Origin of the sequence: Corynebacterium meridianum, assembly GCF_016342265.1 — a bacterium.
Taxonomy (GTDB): domain Bacteria; phylum Actinomycetota; class Actinomycetes; order Mycobacteriales; family Mycobacteriaceae; genus Corynebacterium; species Corynebacterium meridianum.
This window is the reverse complement of record NZ_JAEIOS010000009.1, coordinates 237,507-259,367: the sequence shown is the minus strand read 5'-3', so window position 1 is coordinate 259,367 and position 21,861 is coordinate 237,507. Positions and strand designations below refer to the sequence as shown.

The 21,861-nt window shown below is 66.7% G+C and carries 16 protein-coding genes; 8 read left to right on the top strand and 8 right to left on the bottom strand.

Annotation, left to right across the window (positions count from 1 at the left end; genetic code table 11):
* The first annotated feature begins 235 nt into the window (after positions 1–235).
* A complete protein-coding gene (glgC, locus tag JDV75_RS01180; RefSeq protein WP_418884366.1) occupies positions 236–1,453 on the top strand; it encodes a glucose-1-phosphate adenylyltransferase in 1,218 nt (405 codons plus the stop codon).
* Positions 1,454–1,580: 127 nt separating this feature from the next.
* Here the strand turns inward: glgC and JDV75_RS01175 are convergent, their stop codons facing one another.
* Positions 1,581–2,240, bottom strand: a complete 660-nt coding sequence (locus JDV75_RS01175; RefSeq protein WP_198737425.1) for an O-methyltransferase — start codon at positions 2,238–2,240, stop codon at positions 1,581–1,583.
* A 188-nt stretch (positions 2,241–2,428) separates the two neighbouring features.
* Here JDV75_RS01175 and sigE point away from each other — a divergent pair, with 188 nt between their 5' ends.
* The 3 genes from sigE (at position 2,429) to tatB (ending at position 4,194) form a co-directional block, all read left to right on the top strand.
* Entirely contained in the window at positions 2,429–3,106 is a 678-nt protein-coding gene (gene sigE, locus JDV75_RS01170; RefSeq protein ID WP_232958047.1) for an RNA polymerase sigma factor SigE, read from the top strand.
* Between the two features lie 133 nt (positions 3,107–3,239).
* Positions 3,240–3,653, top strand: coding sequence for an anti-sigma factor family protein (locus JDV75_RS01165; protein WP_198737424.1), 414 nt, complete (start codon positions 3,240–3,242; stop codon positions 3,651–3,653).
* 49 nt (positions 3,654–3,702) lie between these two features.
* A complete protein-coding gene (gene tatB / locus JDV75_RS01160) occupies positions 3,703–4,194 on the top strand; it encodes a Sec-independent protein translocase subunit TatB (protein ID WP_198737423.1) in 492 nt (163 codons plus the stop codon).
* Positions 4,195–4,286: 92 nt separating this feature from the next.
* Here the strand turns inward: tatB and JDV75_RS01155 are convergent, their stop codons facing one another.
* The 3 genes from JDV75_RS01155 to JDV75_RS01145 form a co-directional block, all read right to left on the bottom strand.
* Positions 4,287–5,423: an Mrp/NBP35 family ATP-binding protein gene (locus JDV75_RS01155; RefSeq protein WP_198737422.1), complete on the bottom strand. Its 1,137-nt coding sequence runs from the start codon at positions 5,421–5,423 to the stop codon at positions 4,287–4,289.
* An 83-nt stretch (positions 5,424–5,506) separates the two neighbouring features.
* A complete protein-coding gene (locus tag JDV75_RS01150; RefSeq protein WP_198737421.1) occupies positions 5,507–6,109 on the bottom strand; it encodes a DUF1003 domain-containing protein in 603 nt (200 codons plus the stop codon).
* A gap of 55 nt (positions 6,110–6,164) precedes the next feature.
* On the bottom strand, positions 6,165–7,490 hold the full coding sequence (locus JDV75_RS01145; RefSeq protein ID WP_198737420.1) for a magnesium transporter MgtE N-terminal domain-containing protein: 1,326 nt from the start codon (positions 7,488–7,490) through the stop codon (positions 6,165–6,167).
* A gap of 132 nt (positions 7,491–7,622) precedes the next feature.
* Here JDV75_RS01145 and JDV75_RS01140 point away from each other — a divergent pair, with 132 nt between their 5' ends.
* Positions 7,623–8,138 carry a YflT domain-containing protein gene (locus tag JDV75_RS01140; protein WP_198737419.1) on the top strand — a complete coding sequence of 172 codons (516 nt, stop codon included), beginning with the start codon at positions 7,623–7,625 and terminating at the stop codon, positions 8,136–8,138.
* 21 nt (positions 8,139–8,159) lie between these two features.
* On the opposite strand, the gene JDV75_RS01135 is transcribed toward JDV75_RS01140, so the two are convergent.
* The gene (locus tag JDV75_RS01135) at positions 8,160–9,245 is read right to left on the bottom strand and encodes a magnesium and cobalt transport protein CorA (protein ID WP_198737418.1); all 1,086 of its coding nucleotides are present in this window, start codon (positions 9,243–9,245) and stop codon (positions 8,160–8,162) included.
* A gap of 250 nt (positions 9,246–9,495) precedes the next feature.
* Between JDV75_RS01135 and JDV75_RS01130 the strand changes: the two genes are divergently transcribed.
* Positions 9,496–10,197, top strand: a complete 702-nt coding sequence (locus JDV75_RS01130; protein ID WP_198737417.1) for a type 2 periplasmic-binding domain-containing protein — start codon at positions 9,496–9,498, stop codon at positions 10,195–10,197.
* A 117-nt stretch (positions 10,198–10,314) separates the two neighbouring features.
* Here JDV75_RS01130 and JDV75_RS01125 read toward each other — a convergent pair whose 3' ends face one another.
* The 3 genes from JDV75_RS01125 to JDV75_RS01115 all read right to left on the bottom strand — a co-directional run bounded on the left by JDV75_RS01125 (position 10,315) and on the right by JDV75_RS01115 (position 19,165).
* Complete coding sequence (locus tag JDV75_RS01125; protein WP_198737416.1) at positions 10,315–14,112, bottom strand: multifunctional oxoglutarate decarboxylase/oxoglutarate dehydrogenase thiamine pyrophosphate-binding subunit/dihydrolipoyllysine-residue succinyltransferase subunit; 3,798 nt, start codon at positions 14,110–14,112, stop codon at positions 10,315–10,317.
* Positions 14,113–14,289: 177 nt separating this feature from the next.
* Positions 14,290–18,150, bottom strand: a complete 3,861-nt coding sequence (locus tag JDV75_RS01120) for an ABC transporter ATP-binding protein (RefSeq protein WP_198737415.1) — start codon at positions 18,148–18,150, stop codon at positions 14,290–14,292.
* A 151-nt stretch (positions 18,151–18,301) separates the two neighbouring features.
* On the bottom strand, positions 18,302–19,165 hold the full coding sequence (locus JDV75_RS01115; protein ID WP_198737414.1) for a hypothetical protein: 864 nt from the start codon (positions 19,163–19,165) through the stop codon (positions 18,302–18,304).
* 242 nt (positions 19,166–19,407) lie between these two features.
* Here JDV75_RS01115 and JDV75_RS01110 point away from each other — a divergent pair, with 242 nt between their 5' ends.
* Both JDV75_RS01110 and JDV75_RS01105 read left to right on the top strand, forming a co-directional pair.
* Positions 19,408–20,991: a carboxylesterase/lipase family protein gene (locus JDV75_RS01110; RefSeq protein WP_198737413.1), complete on the top strand. Its 1,584-nt coding sequence runs from the start codon at positions 19,408–19,410 to the stop codon at positions 20,989–20,991.
* Positions 20,992–21,028: 37 nt separating this feature from the next.
* Entirely contained in the window at positions 21,029–21,853 is an 825-nt protein-coding gene (locus tag JDV75_RS01105; protein WP_198737412.1) for a (2Fe-2S)-binding protein, read from the top strand.
* Positions 21,854–21,861: the final 8 nt, after the last annotated feature.

The following is a 21,861-nucleotide window of genomic DNA, read 5'->3' as shown; positions in this document are numbered from 1 at the left end:
CCCTCCTGTCAGGGGGTGTACCGGGCCGGCGTGGTCCCGGACCTGTGTCGCGTGCCGGAGTCCGGTCCGGTCGTGGTTCTCCCGGCTCCGGGTCCCCGGAACACGGTGCGCAGTCCGGTGTGACATACAGCATTCCGGCACGTCTGCGGCCGTGGCCACGGGTTTCGCACTTTCGCTGCAGTCAATTCCGGTGAACGCCCACCACACGTGACCAATGTCTTATACAGTGGATTCTGTGAGGAGCCAACCACATGTCCTAGCCATCGTCCTCGCCGGCGGTGAGGGTAAGCGTCTGTCCCCCCTGACGGAGGACCGAGCCAAACCCGCTGTGCCCTTCGGGGGCACCTACCGGCTGATCGACTTCGTCCTGTCCAACCTGGTCAACGCCGGGTACATGAAGGTCTGTGTGCTGACACAGTACAAGTCCCACTCCCTCGACCGGCACATCTCCCAGTCGTGGCAGCTGGCCGGACTCGCAGGGCAGTACATCACCCCTGTGCCCGCCCAGCAACGTCTGGGGAAGCGGTGGTTCACCGGATCCGCGGACGCGATCCTGCAGTCGCTCAACCTCATCTACGACGAGGACCCCGAGTACGTCATCGTTTTCGGTGCCGACCACGTCTACCGCATGGATCCCCGCCAGATGGTGGAGGAACACATCGCGTCCGGCGCGTCCGTCTCCGTCGCCGGTATCCGGGTGCCACGGTCCGAGGCGACCGCCTTCGGCTGCATCCAATCGAACGACGACGGCCGGATCACCGAGTTCCTGGAGAAGCCATCCGATCCGCCGGCGACCCCGGATGACCCGGACATGACGTTCGCGTCGATGGGCAACTACGTCTTCACCACCGAAGCCCTCCTCGAGGCACTCAAGGCGGACGCGGAGAACGAGGACTCGGATCATGACATGGGCGGGGACATCATCCCCTACTTCGTGGAAAAAAACGAGGCCCACGTCTACGACTTCTCCTCGAACCAGGTTCCGGGTGCCACCGACCGGGACCGCGGCTACTGGCGTGATGTCGGTACCATCGACGCCTTCTACGAGGCGCACATGGACCTGATCTCCGTGCACCCGGTGTTCAATCTCTACAACCGACGCTGGCCGATCCACAACACGGACACCGGGAACTACCCGCCCGCGAAGTTCGTCCAGGGCGGTATCGCCCAGTCATCCATGGTCGCCTCGGGTTCCATCATCTCCGGTGGAACTGTGCGGAACTCGGTGCTCTCCGCCAACGTCGTCATCGAGGAAGGCGCCACCGTCGAGGGCTCCGTACTGATGCCGGGTGTTCGGGTCGGCAAGAACGCCGTCGTCCGACACGCCATCCTCGACAAGAACGTGGTGATCTCCGAAGGTGAGTTCATCGGCGTCGATCATGGGCGGGACGCCGGGCGTTTCACCGTGAGTGCCGGCGGGGTAGTCTGCATCGGTAAAAACGTCGTGGTCTAGCCTGCTGGACAGGTTGCACTGGCTGCCGCGCTTGTCGCGGTGACACCGGCAAGCGAGGCAACAACGGCAGGAAGCGCGTTCACGGGTCGACCGTGGGCGCGCTTTCGTGCTTCTCCCGTGACGGGGGTCAGGATGCGGGGGTCGACCGCTTCGTGAGGATCGTCATTCCGGCACCCAGTGGAAGCCGGGTCACCAGCGCATCCTCCATCTGCCGGACATACTCGTCGGCTTCCCGGGCGGCTACGGTGTCGCGGTCACGGCGGGTGTCGTCCGCGAGGGTCCCGTCGAGGAGGCAGTCGGCGAGAATGAGTATCCCGTTGTCGCTGAGCAGCGGCCAGGCGGCGTTGATGAAGGCCTTGAGGTCACTCGGGCGCATGTCCCCGTAGACGAGCTGATAGGACCCCTGTGCGAGACGCCCCATCACCTCGAGAGGGCGGGACGGCAGGAACCGGAACCGGCCGGGGCGGTATCCCGCGCTGGTGAACGTCGTCCGGGCCTGTTTCTGATGTTCGGCTTCCGGATCGATGCAGGTGAGGTGTCCGCGTTCCCCGAGTCCCGCCAGGAGATAGAGACCGACCACGCCCGCCGCCGGGGTGACGGCGATAGCACCGGCCGAGTCGCCGGTCACCGCGCCGGCGGCGAGGGTGGCGAGGAGGGATCCGGTGATCTCGTCCGGCACGCTGAGTCCGAACTCGCCCGCATCGCTCCTGGCGTCAGCGAGTTCGGGAGGGGTGTCGGTGGTTCCGGTGATGTAGGAACTGAGGGTTCTGAAGGCAGTGTCACTCACGGGTTCAAGTGTATGGCGGGATCCGATCAAAGCAGGGGCAACCCGCCGGTTGTTGTGACTGTGGCGTGAGTGAACATCGGGGGGATGGGTGCGGGGGTGCTTTCCGGAGCGTTCAAGTGGTGTTACTGAACTGACGCAGGAAAATCAGGATGGTTTAAGGACCCGCTTCGTTATAGGATACGTCCCTGATGGACAATCGAAGCATGACGCCCGATCCCTACGGAACGACCGGTCCCGCTGACGTTCAGGCCGCCACCGGCGGTGACGACGCGTACGCCACGGAGCTCCGGGGAACCGCCGCGTTCGACGCCGGGGCGGCCGAGATGCCGACATGGGCTGAGTTGGTTGCGGAACATGCGGACAGTGTCTACCGGCTGGCGTACCGGCTGTCCGGCAATCAGCATGATGCCGAGGACCTCACCCAGGAGACGTTCATGCGGGTGTTCCGTTCGCTCAGGACCTACCAGCCCGGGACCTTCGAGGGTTGGCTCCACCGCATCACCACCAATCTCTTCCTGGACATGGTCCGTCACCGCAGCCGCATCCGGATGGAGGCGCTCCCGGAGGACTACGACCGGGTCCCCGGCAACGAGATGACCCCGGAACAGGCGTACAACTTCGCCAACCTGGATCCGGTGCTCCAGAACGCACTCGATGCCCTGAGCCCCGACTTCCGCGTAGCCGTCGTCCTCTGTGACGTCCTCGGCATGACCTACGACGAGATCGCGGACACCCTCGGTGTGAAGATGGGCACGGTCCGGTCACGCATCCATCGCGGGCGGAGTCAGTTGCGGAAGAGCCTGGAGGACGCCGCACTCACCGATTCCGACGCACAGCTCCTCATTCCGCTGGGAACGGTTAGCTGATCGTTTCCCCGGTACACCACCGCGTTGACGCAGACACCGAACGGCCGAGCCGCGTATTCTTGGCGTCAGAGACAACGGAGACCCGGAACGGTCATCCGGCTCAGCACGGCGAAGTACAGGGAGGCGGTTCCTTATGACCGAACAGCAGCCCGATGACGGGCGGACGCCGTGTGCGGATGCACCCCGGCGGGCCCGGAAACACCGCGAGTTCGCCTCCGTCGAGCATTTGAGCCCGGAAGCGGTGGCCGCTTTCGTCGACGGAGAGCTGACAGCGGGCGCGGCGCACCGCGCGAGGGTGCACATGGTGCACTGCGTCGAATGTCGGGACGAAGTCGATCATCAGCGGCGGGCCGCGGAACGGCTGCGCACCTGCAGTGAGAACGACGACATCCGTGTCCCCTCGTCGCTCATGGAACGACTGACGTCGATCGCGCAGTCCTGCCCGGCCGGGCCGGGCATAGAGGACACCGTGTGCTCACCCCCGGAGACACTGCTCGACAAGGTCGACATCCTCTATCGGGCCGTGCGACGCTCCCGAGGTCGGTGAGTACCGGCGTCAACCTTGCCCGGTAAGGCCCTTCCGTTAGTATGAAGGGGTGTTCACCAGTGTCGGTTGGTCCGAGATATTCGTTCTCTTTGTCGTGGGGCTCATAGTCATCGGCCCTGAACGTCTGCCGCGGGTCATCGAGGACGTCCGTGCCGCGATCCTCGCCGCGCGGACGGCCATCGACAACGCCAAGCGTTCGATGAATGAGGAGTTCGGCCCCGAGTTCGAGGACATCTCCCGGCCCCTCGGGGAGCTCGCCGCGATGCAGCGGATGGGTCCGCGTGCCATGCTCACCAAGACTCTCTTCGACGGGGACGACAGCCTCCTCGACGCCTTCGACCCGAAGAAGATCATGTCCGGTGACACCGCGGGACGGGCGCACAGGCAGCGGGCCGCGGAACAGGGCACCACCGTGAGGCAGGCCGCCGAAGAGACGGTTCGCGTCGATCGGCCCACCGACGGAGGCCCCGTATCTTCCGGATCCGTCGACCAGTCGGCGCCTGAATCATCCGGTGGTGCCGACTGGTCGGATGTCACCTAGGGGAGAACCCGGCCCCCCTCCTAAGACGAGGAAGAACCCCGGGGTGCGACCTGCTGCCCCCGGGGTCCGTTCCGCGCCTCAGTCACGCCCGTTCACCGTTGTTTGTTCGCGACCCCCAGATTCAGGGATCTCCCGGCCAGCGACTCGCGCCGAACCACGATCTTGTCCGCGATCTCCCCGATCGCCACGGATGTGGGGGACTCCGGGTGGGCGATGACCACGGGGACACCGACGTCGCCGCCCGCACGGAGTGCCGGATCGAGGGGCACTTCTCCGAGCAGATCGATCTCGGTTCCGGTGAGGATGGACAGCCGGTCCGCCACGGTCTGGCCGCCCCCGGCGCCGAACACGTCGACGGTGGAGCCGTCGGGCATCACCATCGCCCCCATGTTCTCGATGACGCCGGCGATGCGCTGCCGGGTCTGCTGGCTGATGGATCCGGCACGCTCGGCGACCTCGGCCGCGGCCGCCTGCGGGGTGGTGACGATGAGCAGTTCGGCGTTGGGCACCAGCTGGGCGACGGAGATGGCGACATCGCCGGTCCCGGGCGGGAGATCGAGCAGAAGCACATCCAGATCGCCCCAGAACACATCGGTGAGGAACTGGGTGATCGCCCGGTGCAGCATGGGGCCGCGCCAGACGACGGGGGAGTTGCCCTCGACGAAATGGCCGATGGAGATCATCTTCACCCCGTGGGCCATGGGCGGCATGATCATGTCGTCGACCTGGTGCGGTCGCTCGTCCGAACCGAGCATGTGCGGGATCGAGTGGCCGTAGATGTCGGCGTCCAGCACACCCACGGAGAGCCCCCGGGCGGCGAGTGCCGCTGCGAGGTTCACGGTCATGGACGATTTGCCCACGCCCCCCTTGCCGCTGGCGACGGCGTAGATGCGGGTCGTGCACCCCGGCTGCGCGAAGGGGTTGACCACCTCGGTGGCGTTGCCCCGGAGGCTCGTACGCAGTTCGCGGCGCTGTTCATCGCTCATCACGTCGGTGGTGACGGTGACCTCGGTGACGCCGTCGAGCTCTGCTACCGCTGCGCGGGAGTTCTCCGTCAGCGTCGACTTCATCGGGCAACCGGCGATGGTCAGGTAGATCTCGACCTGCACGGATGAGCCGTCGACGGCGATGGATTTCACCATGCCGAGTTCGGTGATCGGGCGCCCGATCTCCGGGTCGATCACCCGGGCGAGCGCGGCGCGGACTTCGGATTCAGTCACGGTAGTCATCACCAGACGATCCTAGCGCGCCACCACCCCGCCACGCCGTGCGGGGTTTCCCGTGCCCCGGCGGTTCCGCGGCCCCGATGAGGTCACCGGTGGTCGTCGCCGCGCTCGTTGATCTCGCCCATGGTCGGTTCCGAGAGGAGGTCCTTCCTGTCCCGCTCACCGTGCTCCAGATGCTCCCGCGCCTGCCGCGCGGCGGACTCGTCGTCGATCTTCGCCTCGAGGCGTTCCAGGACGTCCGTCAGCTCCTCGAGCTCACGCCGGAGATAATCGCGGGTGACCGTCTCACCGACGGCGATCCGCACGCCGGCGAGCTCGCGGGCGAGGAACTCCGTGTCGGCCTTCGTCTGTTCACTGCGCCGCCGGTCCTCCGCGATGACCACGCGGTCCCGGTCCTCCTGCCGGTTCTGGGCGAGGAGGATGAGGGGGGCCGCGTAGGCCGCCTGCGTGGAGAACGCGAGGTTGAGGAGGATGAACGGGTAGGGATCCCAGCTGAACTTCCAGGCGCCGACGTTGAGCGCGATCCAGATGATCACGAACACCGTCTGCCAGAACAGGTACTCACCGGTGCCGAAGAACCGGGCGACCTTCTCCGCGAAGGCGCCGACCGAGTCGCCGTCGATGTTGATGAGCTTCCGGCGCTGACCGGCTACCGGGGTGTCGAGATCACTGCGCTGGTAATCAGCCACGGGTGGGCTCCTTCACGATGTGCTGGGAAAACTGTCGGGATGGTGTGGCGGGACGTCACCTGGACGCCTGCGGGCCGGGGCGCAGCAGGGGGCGTCCGCCGCCCTGTTCCGGATCGGGCCGCAGACCCCGCTCGCGCCAGTCGTCGGGGAGCATGTGGTCCAGGAGGTCATCGACGGCGACGGCTCCGAGGAGGTGCTTGTCGGGGTCGAGCACCGGACCACACACGAGGTTGTAGGTCGCGAAGTAGCGCGCGGCGGTCTCCTGGTCGTCGTCGGCGTACAGCGGGGGCAGATCGGGATCGAGGCAGCCGCCGATCAGTGATCCAGGGGGTTCCCTCAGGAGACGCTGCAGATGGACGCAACCGAGGTATTTTCCGGTCGGTGTGGCCGTCGGCGGGCGGACCACGAACACCATCGATGACAGGGACGTGGGCAGCTCCGGGTCGCGGGCGAACGCGAGTGCCTCGGCGACCGTCGTCTGCGGTGTCAGCACCAGGGGTTCCGGAGTCATCAGGGCGCCCACGGTGTCGGGGGAGAAGCTCATCAACCGGCGGACCGGTGCGGACTCCTCCGGGTTCATCTCCTCCAGGAGAGCCGCGGCCTTGGCGTCCGGCAGTTCTCCCAGCAGGTCCGCCGCGTCATCGGGATCCATCTCCTCGAGCACGTCGGCGGCGCGTTCGAAGTCGAGGGCGTCGAGGAGCTCCGCCTGCCGGTCCTCGGGCAGCTCCTGCATGACGTCGGCGAGCCGCTCGTCGTCGAGCTCAACGGCGATCTGCTCCCGCTGCTGGGCGGGAAGCGTGTACAGCTGGGTCGCGATGTCCGCCGGACGCATGTCGTCGAACTGGGCGATCATCTCCGCGGTGGCGTCCGGGTCGCCGGTACCGCCCGCGGAGATACCGTGCACATGCGTCCAGGGCACCACATCCAGTTTCGGACGTCGACCGAACTTCGGTTTCTCGTGGTACACCGCGACGCGCGAGATCACCCAGTCGCGGGTACGGGTGCGCTCCAGCTCGACATCGGCGATCTCGAGGGCCCTGCCGTGCAGGTGGTCGAGCTCCGGGTCGTCCACCTGGATCTTCGAGCCGACGATGTCCGTCATGATGGTGAGCTCACCGGTTCTGGACTGGAACGCCCGCAGGGACACCGAACCCGTGGCGAGCATGATCTCCTGGGGCTCGATCTCCGCGATCCGGAGCATCGGGAGGAAGATCCGCCGCTTGTTCAGCATCTCCACCACGAGGCCGAGCGCCCGGGAGGTCTGTCCGTTGGGGCGCACCGCGATGACGATGTCGCGGACGCGGCCGATGACATCGGTGTCGGGGCCACGGACGACCATGCCGGAGAGACGGCCTGCGTACACACGGGTGATAGGGCTCATGTGGATCCACTTTACTGTGCCTCCGCCCGGGAACATTCCACCCGGTCGAACCGTTCTACGGAATGGAGGAGAGACCTCCGGAATCCCCGGTGGCGTACCTGTCCCACCGAACCGCAGGAGGAGATCGTGAGCATGACACCGTTCGGAAACCCCCAGGCGCGGAACCAGCCGGGCGAGCGGCGACGTCCGGAAGGCTGGCCCGTCGGCAGTTTCGGGGACTACACCTCCGCGCAGGCCGCCGTCGACATGCTCAGCGATCGTGGCGACTTCCCCGTCAACGAACTAACGATCGTCGGGGTGAATCTCATGGAGGTCGAACGGGTCGTCGGCCGGTTGACCTGGGGTCGGGTCCTCGCGGCGGGTGCCGCGTCGGGAGCCTGGATGGGCCTGTTCGTCGGCATTCTGATGAGTCTGTTCAGCGAGAACTTCATGGCCCCGATGATCTACGGCATCGTCATGGGGGTGATCTTCGGACTGATCGCCGCGGCGGTTCCGTATGCGGCGTCGAAGGGCCGGCGGGACTTCGCTACTACCACGCAGATCGTGGCCGGACGCTACGACGTTCTCTGCACACCGGAACACGCGCGCCGGGCGCGGGACGAGATCGCGCGCGCCAACCTCGGGGGAAGGCACCGGCCCGACCAGTGACCGGCCCGTGGCCGGGACGGCTCAGAACCAGTTCTTGCGGCGCAGCAGCCACCACAGGAACAGTACCGAGCCGACCATCAGCAGGAGCGCCATGTAGTAGCCGTACTTCAACCCGAGTTCCGGCATGACCTCGAAGTTCATGCCGTAGATGCCGGCGATGACCGTGGGCACGGCGGCCATGATGGCGACGGAGGAGATCTTCCGCATGTCGTCGTTCTCCTGAAGCGTGATCTTCGCGACGCCCGCGTCGATCAGCGCGGACAGTCGCTCATCGAGACCCCGTACGCTGTCGACCGCGAGCAGTTCGTGGTCGAGGACGTCACGGAAGTACCTGACGAGTTCACCGGGGAGCATGTCCCCGTTGCGCTCCAGCAGCAGCCGGAGGGCGGCGGCGAGCGGATCGATCGAGTGCCGCATCTCCAGGATCTCCCGCTTGAGCATGTAGATCGTCTGGATGTCGAAGCGTTCGTTCGGGGTGAATACCTCCGCCTCGAGCTCGTCGACGTCGGCGGCGAGCTCACCGCCGATCCGCACGTACTCGTCGACCGCCGTGTCCATGATCATCCACGCGACGGAGGCAGGTCCGAGGGCGGTCTGTTCCGGGTCCTCCTCGACGCGCTTGCGCAGTCCCTTGATGTTCGAGGGTTTGCCGTGTCGGACGGTGATGATGAAGTCGGGCCCGAGGATCATCTGGATCTCCCCGGTCTCGATGATCTCCGAGGCGTCGTTGACGGACTCGTGCTCCTTGAACATGACCGACCGCACGACCATGAACAGCTGCTGGTCGTAGCGCTCGACCTTCGGGCGCTGGTGCGCATTGACCGCGTCCTCGACGATGAGTTCGTGGATGTTGAAGGCGTCGGCGATCTCCATCATCTGACGCTCGTTGGGTTCGAGGAGACCGAGCCAGACCCATCCGCGGCCCTCCCTGCGGACATGTTCCAGGGCGCTGCGGTAGGTGTGCGGCTGCCCGTCATCGGCGCCGTCGACGTAGACGGTGCAGCGCTCGATGGCCTCTTCAACAGGTGCATCCGGCCCCATCGGAGAGGGCGTGATCTTGTCGGCGGGGGAGGTCCGCGGCTTGAGTACACGTCGGATACTGGGCATCGGGCGGTGACGCTCCTTCTGCGGTACGGGTGGATTCCGACCGGAGGAGCCGGGACCCCGGGAACTTTCGGTCGTGGATCATGAGTGAGTGTACCGAGTCTCGCCGTGGGTACACCAACGCCCGCATCTGGGGAGTACCAGCGGGGCCAGGTCCGTCGACGTAGAGTGTCACTGGAGTAATGAAATGGTGGCCTCCGGATATGTGGGGACGGGGGCCATCGCCTACACACCGGACGAGCCAGGAGAGTTCATGACGCTCAAGGAGACACCACCGCCGCTACGGAGGCTGTTCAGGGTGCTCCTCGGCACCGTGGTCGGCGTACCCCTGGTGGCCGCGTGCGCGCCCGAGCCCTCGGCCCCACCCGGGGAGTCGGAGTTCCGGCCGGTGCAGATTTCGGTCAACTCCTCGTCCATCGAGCAGCGGATCCTCGGTGAGATGTACCAGCGCACCCTGCGCGCGCATGACCGGGACGCCTACCTCACCCTGGAAACGGCCTCGAACGACAATCAGCGCATCGAGCGTCTCAATGAACGGCGGGCCGATCTCGTCGTCGGTTGCACCGGTGAGTTGCTTCACCAGCTCGATCCCGTGGCTGCGGAGGAGCTGTCCCGCGAGTACACCGCAGCGCTGGAGAACGGGGAGGTGGACAAGAACTCGGGGGAGTGGCGCGAGAAGGTGTACGCCGCTCTGGTCGGGTCACTTCCGGGGAACATGATGGCCACCGATCCCTCCAACGCCCTGGGCTGCACGGACTACGACGGTCCGGAACTCCCGCAGAACATCGTTCCAGTCTACCGGAAACCGATGCTCAACCGACGCGACCGGCTGATCCTGAACTCCGTCGGCGGGACCATTTCCACCGCCGACATCCGGGAGTTGACCCGCAATGCCCTGGAATCCAATTCCGTCTCGGCGGCGGTTGTTCCGTACCTGCAGGCGGAGGGCCTGTAGTCCTCCGCTGAAGAGCGCTGCTCCGTCCCCCCTACGTGGAAAGGCCCCGCCCCACCGGTTTCCGGTGAAGCGGGGCCTTTCCACGTTCCCCGGGGCACGGGGAACTACGCATCAGCGTCAGGCGTCCGGGGCGAAGGCCGCATCGATCAGCTGCTGCTGCTCGAACTGGTGGACCTTCGAGACGCCCGTCGAGGTGGAGGACTGGGCACGACGCGAGATCCTCTTCAGCGGCGGCATCTCCGGGATGCGTTCCGGCAGGTTGAGCGCCAGAAAAGGCCATGCGCCCTGGTTGGCGGGCTCGTCCTGGCAGAACCGGACCTCGGTGGCGTTCGGGTAGAACGCGAAGGCCTCCTTGAGCCGGTTGTGCGGGATCGGGTGGTACATCTCCAGGCGGACGATCGCGACGTCCTCGCGACCGTCCTTCTTCCTGCGCTTCTCCAGCTCGTAGTACAGCTTTCCGGAGACCAGCAGGATCGTGGTGACCTTGTCCACGTCGCCGACGACGTTGTTGTCGCGGTCCACCAGACGCGGGTCGTTGATGACCGAGCGGAACTTGCGCACCTCGGTGAAGTCCTCGACGGGGCTGGCGGCGTCCTTCATGCGGAGCATCGATTTCGGGGTGAACACGACCAGCGGACGGTGCAGTTCACTGAGCGCGTGGCGACGCAGCAGGTGGAAGTAGTTCGCCGGCGTCGACGGCTGGGCGACGGTCATGGACCCCTCGGCGCACAGCTGCAGGTAGCGCTCGATCCGGGCGGAGGAGTGGTCCGGGCCCATGCCCTCGTAGCCGTGCGGCAGGAGCAGGATCACGCCGGAGGTCTGGCCCCACTTGGCCTCACCGGAGGAGACGTACTCGTCGATGATGGTCTGGGCGCCGTTGGCGAAGTCACCGAACTGCGCCTCCCAGGCGACGACGGCGTCCGGGTTGCCCACGGAGTAGCCGTACTCGAAGCCCATGCCGGCGTACTCGGTCAGCGCGGAGTTGTAGACGAGGAACTTGCCGTCGCCCTTCGACTGGGCCAGCTCATTGAGCGGGTTGAAGTCGTCGGAGGTCTTCGGGTCGACCAGGACGGCGTGCCGCTGGGTGAAGGTGCCGCGGCGGGAGTCCTCGCCCGCGAGCCGCACGAGCTTGCCGGAGTTCGCCAGGGACGAGAATGCGATGAGCTCGCCCCAGCCCCAGTCGATGCCGCCCTCGTGGACGCTCTCGGCGCGCTTCTTCGCCACCGGCTGGACGCGCGGGTGGATGGTGAAGCCCTCCGGTGTGTGCGCGTAGGCCTCGCCGATCTCGACGAGATCGGCCTTGGAGATGGACGTGTCCAGACCGTGGGGGAGCTTCTGGGAGCTCGTGATCCCCTCCTGCGCGGAGGCCTGCTTCTTCCCCGCCTGCTTGACCTCGTTGAACACGGACTCCATCTGGTCGTGGAAGTCGCGGATGACGGCCTCGGCGTCCTCGGAGGAGAGGTCGCCACGACCGAGGAGGTCGTTGGTGTAGCGGGTACGGACGGTGTCCCGGTTGTCGATGATCTCGTACATCTGCGGCTGGGTCATCGACGGGTCATCGGCCTCGTTGTGCCCGCGGCGGCGGTAGCAGACGAGGTCGATGAAGACGTCCTTGCCGAAGCGGCGGCGGTACTCGGTGGCGAGCCGTCCGACCCACACGACAGCCTCGGGATCGTCGCCGTTGACGTGGAACACGGGGCAGCCGAAGCCCTTGGCGATGTCGGTGGCGTAGTGCATCGAGCGGGCGGAATCCGGGGTGGTGGTGAAGCCGATCTGGTTGTTCACCACTATGTGGATGGTGCCGCCGACGGTGTAGCCGCGCAGCTGGGCGAGGTTGATCGTCTCGGGGACGATACCGAGGCCCGCGAACGCGGCGTCGCCGTGCAGCAGCAGCGGGACGACGGAGTAGCCGTCCTCGCCCTTGTCCAGGATGTCCTGCTTGGCGCGTGCGATGCCCTCCATGACCGGGTTGACGGCCTCGAGGTGGGAGGGGTTCGCGGTCAGGGAGACCTTGATCTCGCCGTCACCGAACATCTGCAGGTGCTGGCCCTCGGCGCCGAGGTGGTACTTCACGTCACCGGAGCCGCCGGCCTGGGCCGGGTCGAAGTTGCCCTCGAACTCGTTGAACAGGTTGTGCAGGGGCTTGCCGACGATGTTCGCCAGGACGTTGAGCCTGCCGCGGTGCGGCATACCGATGACGACCTCGTCGAGGCCCTGGCCCGCGGCGGTGTCGATGCACGCGTCCATGAGGGGGATGAGGCTCTCGGCGCCCTCGAGGGAGAAACGCTTCTGGCCGACGTACTTGGTCTGCAGGAAGTTCTCGAAGGCCTCGGCGGCGTTGAGCTTCTGCAGGATGTACTTCTGCTCAGCTCCGGTGGGCTTGTCGATGCCCGCCTCGAGGCGGTCCTGCAGCCAGGTCCGCTCGTCGCGGTCGAGGATGTGGGTGTACTCGGAACCGACCTTCAGCGTGTACGCCTGGCGCAGGGTCGTCAGGACCTCGCGGAGGGTCATCTGCTCGCGGCCGGCGAAACCACCGACGGAGAACTTGCGGTCTAGGTCCCACAGCGTCAGCCCGTGGGTGGCGATGTCGAGATCGCGGTGGTCCGGGATCGGCACACCGGGCTGGGTCCAGTGCAGCGGATTGGTGTCCGCGATGAGGTGGCCGCGGGAGCGGTAGGCCTCGATGAGCTGCATGACACGGGTGTTCTTGTCCACCCCGGTGTTCGGGATGTCCTGGCGCCAGCGCATCGGGGTGTAGGGGACCTGCATGCAGTCGAAGATGTGGTCCCAGAAGGCGTCGTCGGTGAGCAACTGGCTCATCGTGCGCAGGAACTCACCGGACTCCGCACCCTGGATGATGCGGTGGTCGTAGGTGGAGGTGATCGTGACCAGTTTGCCGACGCCGAGCTCGGCGAGGCGGTCCTCGGAGGCACCGGCGAACTCCGCCGGGTAGTCCATCGAGCCGACGCCGATGATCGCGCCCTGGCCCTTGGTCAGGCGGGGCACCGAATGCCGGGTGCCGATGCCGCCCGGGTTCGTCAGGGTGATGGTGACCCCGGAGTAGTCCTTGCCGGTCAGCTTCCCCTTGCGGCCGCGCGAGACGATGTCCTCGTACGCGTCGACGAACTCGGAGAAGGAGAGATTCTCGCACTCGCGGATGGCCGCGACGACGAGCGCGCGGGAGCCGTCCTTCTGCGGGAGATCGATGGCCAGTCCGAGGTTGATGTGGTCGTGGACCACCATGGTCGGCCTGCCGTCGATCACGTCGTAGGAGTTGTTCATCGCGGGGTGTGCCATGGTCGCCTTGACCATGGCGTAGCCGATGATGTGGGTGAAGGAGATCTTCCCGCCCCGGGTACGGCGCAGCTGGTCGTTGACCATCGCGCGGTTCTCGAACATCAGGCGGGCGGGCATGTCGCGCACGGAGGTGGCGGTCGGGACCTCGAGGGAGAGGTCCATGTTCTTCGCGATCGCCTTCGCGATACCCGTCAACTGGCTCTTGCCCGACTCGGGGAACTCCCCGATGCGGCTCAGGGGAGACTTCGCGAATCGCTCGGCCGCGGCGTCCTGCCGGCGCGCGGACTCGCCCTCGCGCTTCGGCGCGTGGTCGCGGGCCTTGGCCGCGGGAGTTTCGGGCTTCTCCTTGCTGGCCTCTATACCGATCCCCTTTTCAGGGGCGGTGGGCCGGGAGGAGGCCGCACTCTTGACGGGAGCCTCGGTGCTCTTCCCGGAAACGGGTTCGGCGGGCTTCCGCACGGCGGCAGCGGGGGTCTTTTCGGGGGTGCCTGAAGGTGCACCTTGTGTTTCGAAATAGTCCCGCCATTCCTTGTCGACGGACCTGGGGTCCTCCTGGAACTGCTGGAACATCTCGTCTACCAGCCACTGGTTCTGGCCGAAAGTACTAGCGCTGCTCACGGCAGGTGCTCGCCTCATTTCCTTGGTTAACCTACGTCAGTTTGTTCACTGTAGTCGTCAACTACAGGCTAGTTGCCGCGACCCCGTTCTGTCGCATCGTGGCGGCGTGGGATCGTGCTGTCCCGTGCCACGGTGGGATCGGGGACACATCAATACGGACACCACACCGCGATCACGTTACCGGTTTCCGGCGGCCGGTGGCGGGGCAACGCGCCCGGAACCGGCCGCGGTGACCCGTGTGTGGGCGTTCCACATCGCACGGTAACGGGTGTCGGCTGCGAGCAACTCCGCGTGGGTGCCGTCCTCGATGATCCGCCCCTCGTCGAGCACGAGGATCCGGTCGGCCCGTGCCGCGGTGGCCAGCCGGTGCGCGACGACGACTGAGGTACGCCCCCCGGTGACCCGGTCCGCGGCGGTGAGCACCGCCGTTTCCGTCGCGGGATCGAGTGTCGCGGTCGCCTCGTCCAGGAGTAGGAGAGCGGGTTCGACGAGTTCGGCCCGCGCCAGCGCGATCAGCTGTCGTTGTCCCGAGCTGAGACCCCGTCCGCGTTCGCCGACGGGGTGGTTGAATCCCCCGGGGATCCGGGAGATCGCGGCCAGTGCGCCCACCCGTCGCGCGGCCGCCGTGACTGCGGGGCGGTCCGCTCCGGGCCTGCCGTAGGCGATGTTGTCCGCGACGGTGCCCGTGAACAGGTGAGGTTCCTGCGGCACGAGCCCGATCTGATGGCGCCAGTCCGCGAGCGGGAACTCGCGGATGTCCGTGCCGGAGGCGCGGACGGAACCGTTGACCGGATCATAGAATCGGGCGAGCAGCTTGATGAGCGTTGATTTGCCGGCCCCCGTGGCACCGACGACGGCGACCGTGGTTCCCGGCGCCAGTCGGATGTCGAGTCCCTCGGTGACGGTCCTTCCGTTCGCCCCGGAGTAGGAGAAATCGACCGCGTCGACGGACACCGGTCCCCGAGCCGCGCGGTCCGCGCCCGCCCGCGTTCCCCGGTCCGGTACCTGTGTCTCCGTCGCCAGGAGATCCGTGATCCGGGACAGCCCCACCGACGCCTGCTGGTAGCCGTCGAAGATCTGACTCAGCTGCTGGATCGGACTGAACAACTGGCCGAGGTACATGGTGAAGGCCACGAGGACACCTGCGGTGATCCGGCCCTCCAGGACCATTCCCGCCCCGACCCCCAGCACCAGGGCCTGCGATAGCTCGGAGATGAATGCGATCCCGGGGAAATACAGGGCCACAGCGGTCTGGGCGCGGATCCTGGTGCGCCGGTAGGCTGCGGCCCTGTCGCTGAATCTCTCCAGCCGCAATGCCTCGGTCCGGTGCATCTGTACCGTGCGCAGGCCCGAGACGGACTCCTGGAAGTCCGCGTTGACCGCGCTGACCTGTTCCCGCGCCCGGGTGTAGAGGCGCCTGGAGATTCTCCGGAAGAAGATCGTGGCGACGAGGATCACCGGCACCGCCCAGAACGCCCACAGAGCGAGGACGGCGTCGGTCGCCAGCAGGACCCCGGCTATACCGAACAACGTCCCGACCGCGACGACGGACTGTGCCAGTCCGGTCTGCAGGAAGGAACCCAGGGCGTCGATGTCTGTCGTCATCCGCGTCATGATGCGCCCGGACATGGTCGATTCGAAGTAGGAGAGGCTGAGCCGTTGCAGGTGGGCGTAGGAACGCAGCCGGAGGCCGAACAGCAACCGCTCGCCGGTCCGTGCGGTGATGACCGTGCGGAGAACCGCGGCGGACCAGGCGACCAGGACGACCACCGTTCCGGCTGCCGCCGCCCACCACAGGGCTCCGCTGTCTTCCCCGGTGACGCCGTGGTCGATCGCCATGCGGACCAGGCTCGGAAACGCGAGATCGGTGGCGACCCCGACGAGCAGGAGCGCTATCACCGCGGCGGTGAGTCCGCGCACCTGCCGGAACAGCACCCGGAGGGAGAAATCACCCGAATCGGCACGCGCGGCTCCGGCGTCGATCCCGGGTTCCTCGGTGGCCGGTGGAAGGGCGTCGACCTGGGCCAGCAGTCCCGGGCTCGGTGGGACGGCACCGATACCGCGGCCGCGTCCACCGGCGACCGGCACCGACCGGGTGATCCCGGGGCTCGGGTTCCACCGTAATCCGGGTTCCGGGGTGATCTCCGGCCAGAGTTCCGCGTCCGTCGGTTCACCGTCTCCGTCGCTGTCCTCCGCTGAAACGACCCGGCCACCGGCCGGGGTGCCGCGGTCCCGGAGGGAGAGATCCATGAGCCGGGCGAATCGGGGGCTGCGGCGCATCTCAGCCAGCGTCCCCTCATCCACCACCCGACCGTCGACGATGAGGGCGGCGCGGTCGGCGAGCTCCAGGGTGGACTGCCGGTGGGCGATGGTCAGCACGGTGATGTCCGGATGGTGCCGTTTCAGGGCGCGGTAGATCGCGGCTTCGGTGACCGCGTCGACCGCAGATGCTGCGTCGTCGAGCACCAGCACGCGTGGATTCGCCAGGAGCGCCCGGGCGAGTGCGATACGTTGACGCTGACCACCGGAGAGCGTCAGGCCCTTCTCTCCCACGGGGGTGTCGTACCCGTCAGAGAGATCCATGATGAAGTCGTGCGCCTGTGCCGCCCGTGCCGCGGCGAACACCGCCTCGTCGTCGACCTCCCGGTCTCGTGCCCCCACCGCGATGTTCTCCCGGACCGTCGCGGAGTAGAGGAACGTCTCGTCGAAGACACAGATGACGGCCTCGCGGAGAGCGGCCGTCGACACCTCGGCGAAATCCGTCCCGGTGCCGTCGACGCCGGTGAGCAGGATCCTTCCCGAGTCGGGGGCGTAGAAACGTCCGAGCAACTGGACCAGCATCGTCTTGCCGGAACCGGGGGGACCAACGAGCGCCACCGTGGATCCCGCGGGGACATCCAGGGACAACCCGGACAGGATCGGACGGGTGTTCTCGGCGAAGCTCACCTCGTCGAGCTGAATCCCCACCGGTCCCGGTGGAACACCGGTGCCGGTCCCTTCCGGGGGGAGGTCCATCGAGGGACGGAGATCGATCACCTCGAAGACGCGCTGGATCGAACTCGCCCCCATCTGCAGTCGGACGATGGTCGCCGCGAGTACCCGGGCGACCGTCGTGAGCGTGGTCAGATAGGTGGAGAAGGCTACGAACGTGCCCACGGTGATGCTGCCGTGGAGGGCCAGCCAACCCCCGACGGCGATGTTGACCACGAGGGCGAGCATCGGCAGCTGGTCCAGCGCCGGCTGAAACCTGGCGTTGATGCGGGCGGCACGCATGCGGTGGGCGTAGAGCTCGCGGCCCGCGTCCTCCATCCGGGTGATCTCGTCCTCCTCCTGGGCGAACGCCTTGACCACCCGCACCCCGGTGACGGTCTCCTCGACCCGGGTCGCCAGGTCCGCGGCCTTCTGCTGGGCCGACCATGTCGAGGCGAACAGACTCTTCCGGCCTCGGGCACCGAGCAACACGACGACCGGCAACGTAGCCAGCGCGACGACCGCGAGCAACGGCGACAACCAGAGCATCACGCCAACCGTCAGGAGAAACTTCAGCATGTTACCGATGGTCAGCGGGAAGATCGCCAGGATTCCCTGCACCGTGTTGACGTCCGAGATGGACCGGCTGACCACCTGGCCGGTCCGGAGCGCGTCCTGTCCGGGCCCGTCCAGGCGCTGCAGGGAATCGAGCAGCCGGATCCGGAGCCGTTCCTGGGTGTCCAGCGAGACGACACCCGCGGTGAATCGGCGGATGAACTGGAAGAGGAACCGGAGGAGCGCGACCGCGCAGAGGGCGGCGACGACCGCACCCAGCGGGGAGAACCCCGGAAACAAACGGGTCACCGTGTTCCCGGCGTGCAGTCCGAGGGCGATGTCGACGGCATCACGGGTGAGCAGCGGGGCTGCGGTCTCGAACAGGGTGACCAGCGCCGTCGCCGACAGAGCCGAGACCGCCGGAACCCTTCTCCGGGCTGCGGCCCTGAGCAGTCGAATGAGGGAGCTCCGGATACCTGGTCCGGTGTCTCCCTTTCGGTCGGCGACCGTCATCCCTACCTCTTTTCCCGATCAGAGACGTCCGTTCCAGATCATCTCAGAAGGACTGACGGAGTTAGCCGATCGGGGGGCGTGGACAGTGGGGGGTGCGCCGTCCCGCCCCGGGGACGGCGCACCCGGGCACCCGGTCAACGGGGGAGTGGATCTACTCGTCCCCGTCCGAATCGGTGTTTGCCGCCGCGACATCGCGGGCGATCTCCGCCGGGACGTCGATGTCCTCCGGAACATCCTCCGGTAGTGGAGTGGAGAACTCCGCGGGCAGCCCACCCAGGGACTCGCCCACATTCGACACGACCTTGTCCGCGAGACGGTGGTTGGCGTACGAGCCGGCGATCGCGCCGATACCGAGTGGCAGGATCTTGCCGAACCAGGCACGGCGGAACTTCTTGCCCATCGTCTTCACCGCGACGTTGATCATGCGGTTATTCACCGTGCTGAGTTTCGCTCCGGAGAAACTGGACAGTGTCGTGGCGACCGAGCGGCTTCCGGCACCGGCGGAGAGATCGCCCACCGCCGCATCGACGATGGCCGTCCCCGAGGACCCGGTGAGGGCGACCAGGATCAGCGCACGGCGCCGTTCGGGATCGTGGATGTCCACGCCGCGCAGCTTCGCGGAGGCCATGGTGTAGAACGCCGCGAGATCCAGGAACACCAGGGATTCGACACCGATGGCCGCGGCACCGGTGATCAGGCCGATCCCCGGGACAGCCGCGGCGATACCCGCCGCGCCACCGGAGCCGGTCGCCAACACCGAGAAGTGCTGGTCGATGGCCTTCTGCAGTTCTCGGGGACTCAGCTCCGGGTTCTTCGCCCGCATCCAGTCCACGTATTTCGCGATGGTCCCCGCCTGGATGTGCACGGCCTTGTCGAGACCGGAGATCAGCATCCTTCCGGTCGCTCCCGTGCGGCCCTCGAGCGCCTTGGGATCGGAACCGACGGCATCGGTGATCGGGCGGTCGTTCCGCTTGTCGTTCTTGTCGTCTCCGAAGAGTCCGTCAAAGAGACCCATGGGTGCACTCACTCATTTCTCGTTCTCGTGGGTGGCCCCGGTCGAGGTCTCGCCGGGGTTCGCCAGATTCCCGGCGACGGTACTGCATCACACCGTGGGCACCGGCGGTTGTTTCGATGTCGACCGGTGAAGGGCTTCATCGGATCGGGTAACAGCCGTCCGCAACGTTCTCTCCTGCGGCTTCCCTCCCCGGGGAGCCTCGGATTATCCGGTGTCCGCCCAGGTTACTACGGTGTAGGGCAATGGACGATATCACAGCCACCACAGCGGGCCTCATCCGCGGCACACTCGTCTCCGGGATCAGGACCTGGCGCGGAGTGCCCTATGGGGCGGACACCTCCGGACCGAACCGGTGGCGCGCACCGGTACCTCCCGAACCGTGGAAAGGAGTGCGGGACTGCACCGAGTTCGGCACCGTCGCCCCCCAGCCGGTCTACTCCTACAAGGATTCGGTCCGCGGCGGCGAGGACTGCCTCAACCTCGACATCGTCCGGCCCGACAGTGACGATGACGATCTCCCCGTGGTCGTCTATCTCCACGGGGGATCCTTCATCGTCGGTTCATCACACGAGACGATGCTCCGGGGATACAACTTCGTCCGGAATCTCAATGTCGTGTACGTATCCGTGAACTTCCGGCTGGGGGTGCTGGGATACCTTGATCTGCGGAGCCTCGGCGATGACGACTGCGTCGCGAATCCCGCGGTACGGGACCAGCTGCTCGCCCTCCACTGGGTCCGCGGGAACATCCGCGCCTTCGGAGGTGACCCGGACAACGTCACACTCATGGGCGAATCCGCGGGCGGGGCCGCTGTCACCACCCTGATGTGCGTGCCTGCCGCCGAGGGGCTCTTCCACAAGGCGATCGCACAGTCCGCCCCGGCGGCGACGTTGCACGCACCAGTGCAGTCCGAGTACTGGGCGCAGCAGCTCATCGGCGCGATGGCGTTGACGCTGGAGACCACCTGCGCCGACCTCCGGCTCGAGTCCGCGGCGGATCTCGTCCGTGCCGGGCAGTCGATGCTGTGGCGTTCCCGGGAGCTGCTGCAGCTCAACTCCTGCTACGGCCCGACGGTGGACGGCGAACTGCTTCCGGAGCATCCGCTAGATGCCTTCGCGGCAGGACGACAGATCAAGGTACCGCTGCTCATCGGTACGAACAACGACGAAGCATCGGTCACCAAACTCCTCTACCTCCGGCAGACGGCACGCAGTCGGGCGGCCGCCCGGATGCTCGACGCCTACGACCACGCCAACTCCGCGGCGCTGCTCGACGCCTACAACGGCGCCATCGAACGCGCTGATTTCGCACGGATGCTCACCGACGCGGTTTTCTGGGCGCCGTCACTCCGGATCGCCGAGGACCACTCCCGGTACGCGGACACCTGGATGTACCGCTTCGACTACGCGCCTGCCGCGCTCCGGTGGATCGGGTTGGGGGCCATGCACTCGTTCGAGTTGACGGCGGTGTTCGCCGCCCACCGGGAGTCCCGCACCCACACTCTCACCCGGTTCGGCGGGATCGACGACCTCAGCGTGGTCACCTCCGAGATGCAGGCCTACTGGGGGAATTTCATCCATCACTCGATCCCGGGATCGGGTTGGCCCCGGTACCGGCTCGCGGGAGACACCCTTCCGGGGCGCGCCACCCGGATCTTCGACTCCGAGTCCACCGTCGTCTACGATCCCCGCCCCCACCTCCGGCGTGCCTGGCGCAGCTACGACATGAGGGAATGGGGCGCCGGGCGACCGGACATCCTCGAGATCCGCGGAAGCGCGCCGGAGGAGGCCCCCTCGTCGGAGGATTCCGGAGAACCCGGCGGATAGACTCGTGTGCACAGGACCCTGACCGAGGAGATGACGAATGGATCCCGTGTTCGGACAACTGCTCGCGGAGTATCCCCGTTTCCTGATGGCGTTGGAACCCGCGGAGCACAGCCGCGACCTAACCGTCGACGAGCTCGCGGATCCAGCGCTCCTCGACCGTGCCGTGGTCGCTGCGGGGGAGATCTTCGGGGTCACCGATCCGAGGCACGCCGGTCAGTTGTGGTGGTTCTCCGCCGTGAATTCCCTCGTGGCACCCGCGGTGACGATGATGGTCGAGTTCGACCGCGTGCCGCGGCTCGATCTCGCGACGGGACGGATCTTTCTCCGGGATCCGGCGGACCGGTGTGAAGACCCCGGTGCGGGCTACTGGGTGGGGTTCACACCGGGGGAGTTTTCCGCGGGATCGGAGAAGGCACACCGTGCGGCTGGTGAGGATTTCGCGAGATCAGTTCGACCGGTGCTCTCGGAACTCTCCCGGGTGGCGGGCATCAGGCCTGCCCCGCTGTGGGCGGTTACCGCGGACGGTATGGCCCAGGCCGCGGTCGAGGCGGGCAACGGGGCATTCGATCCCTATCTCGGTGTCCGGGTCGCGCTGCGTCTCGTCTCCGGATTGGCGTCCGCGGCGCCGGAGGACGTCGTGGTTCCCGCGCCGCGTTTCCTCGACATATCGGACGGTGCGGTCATACCGACGGACATGGACGCCGTGTCAGCCGAAGAAGATCCAGAGGATGTGCACACCGTTGTCAGGAGAGCGTCGTGCTGCATGATCTATCGTTCGCCGACCTCGGGAAAGTGCCTGTCCTGCCCTAAACAGGACCCGGCCGACCGTGAGCGAAAGCTGATCGCCGCCCTGGGCTCCTAGCGGTGCGT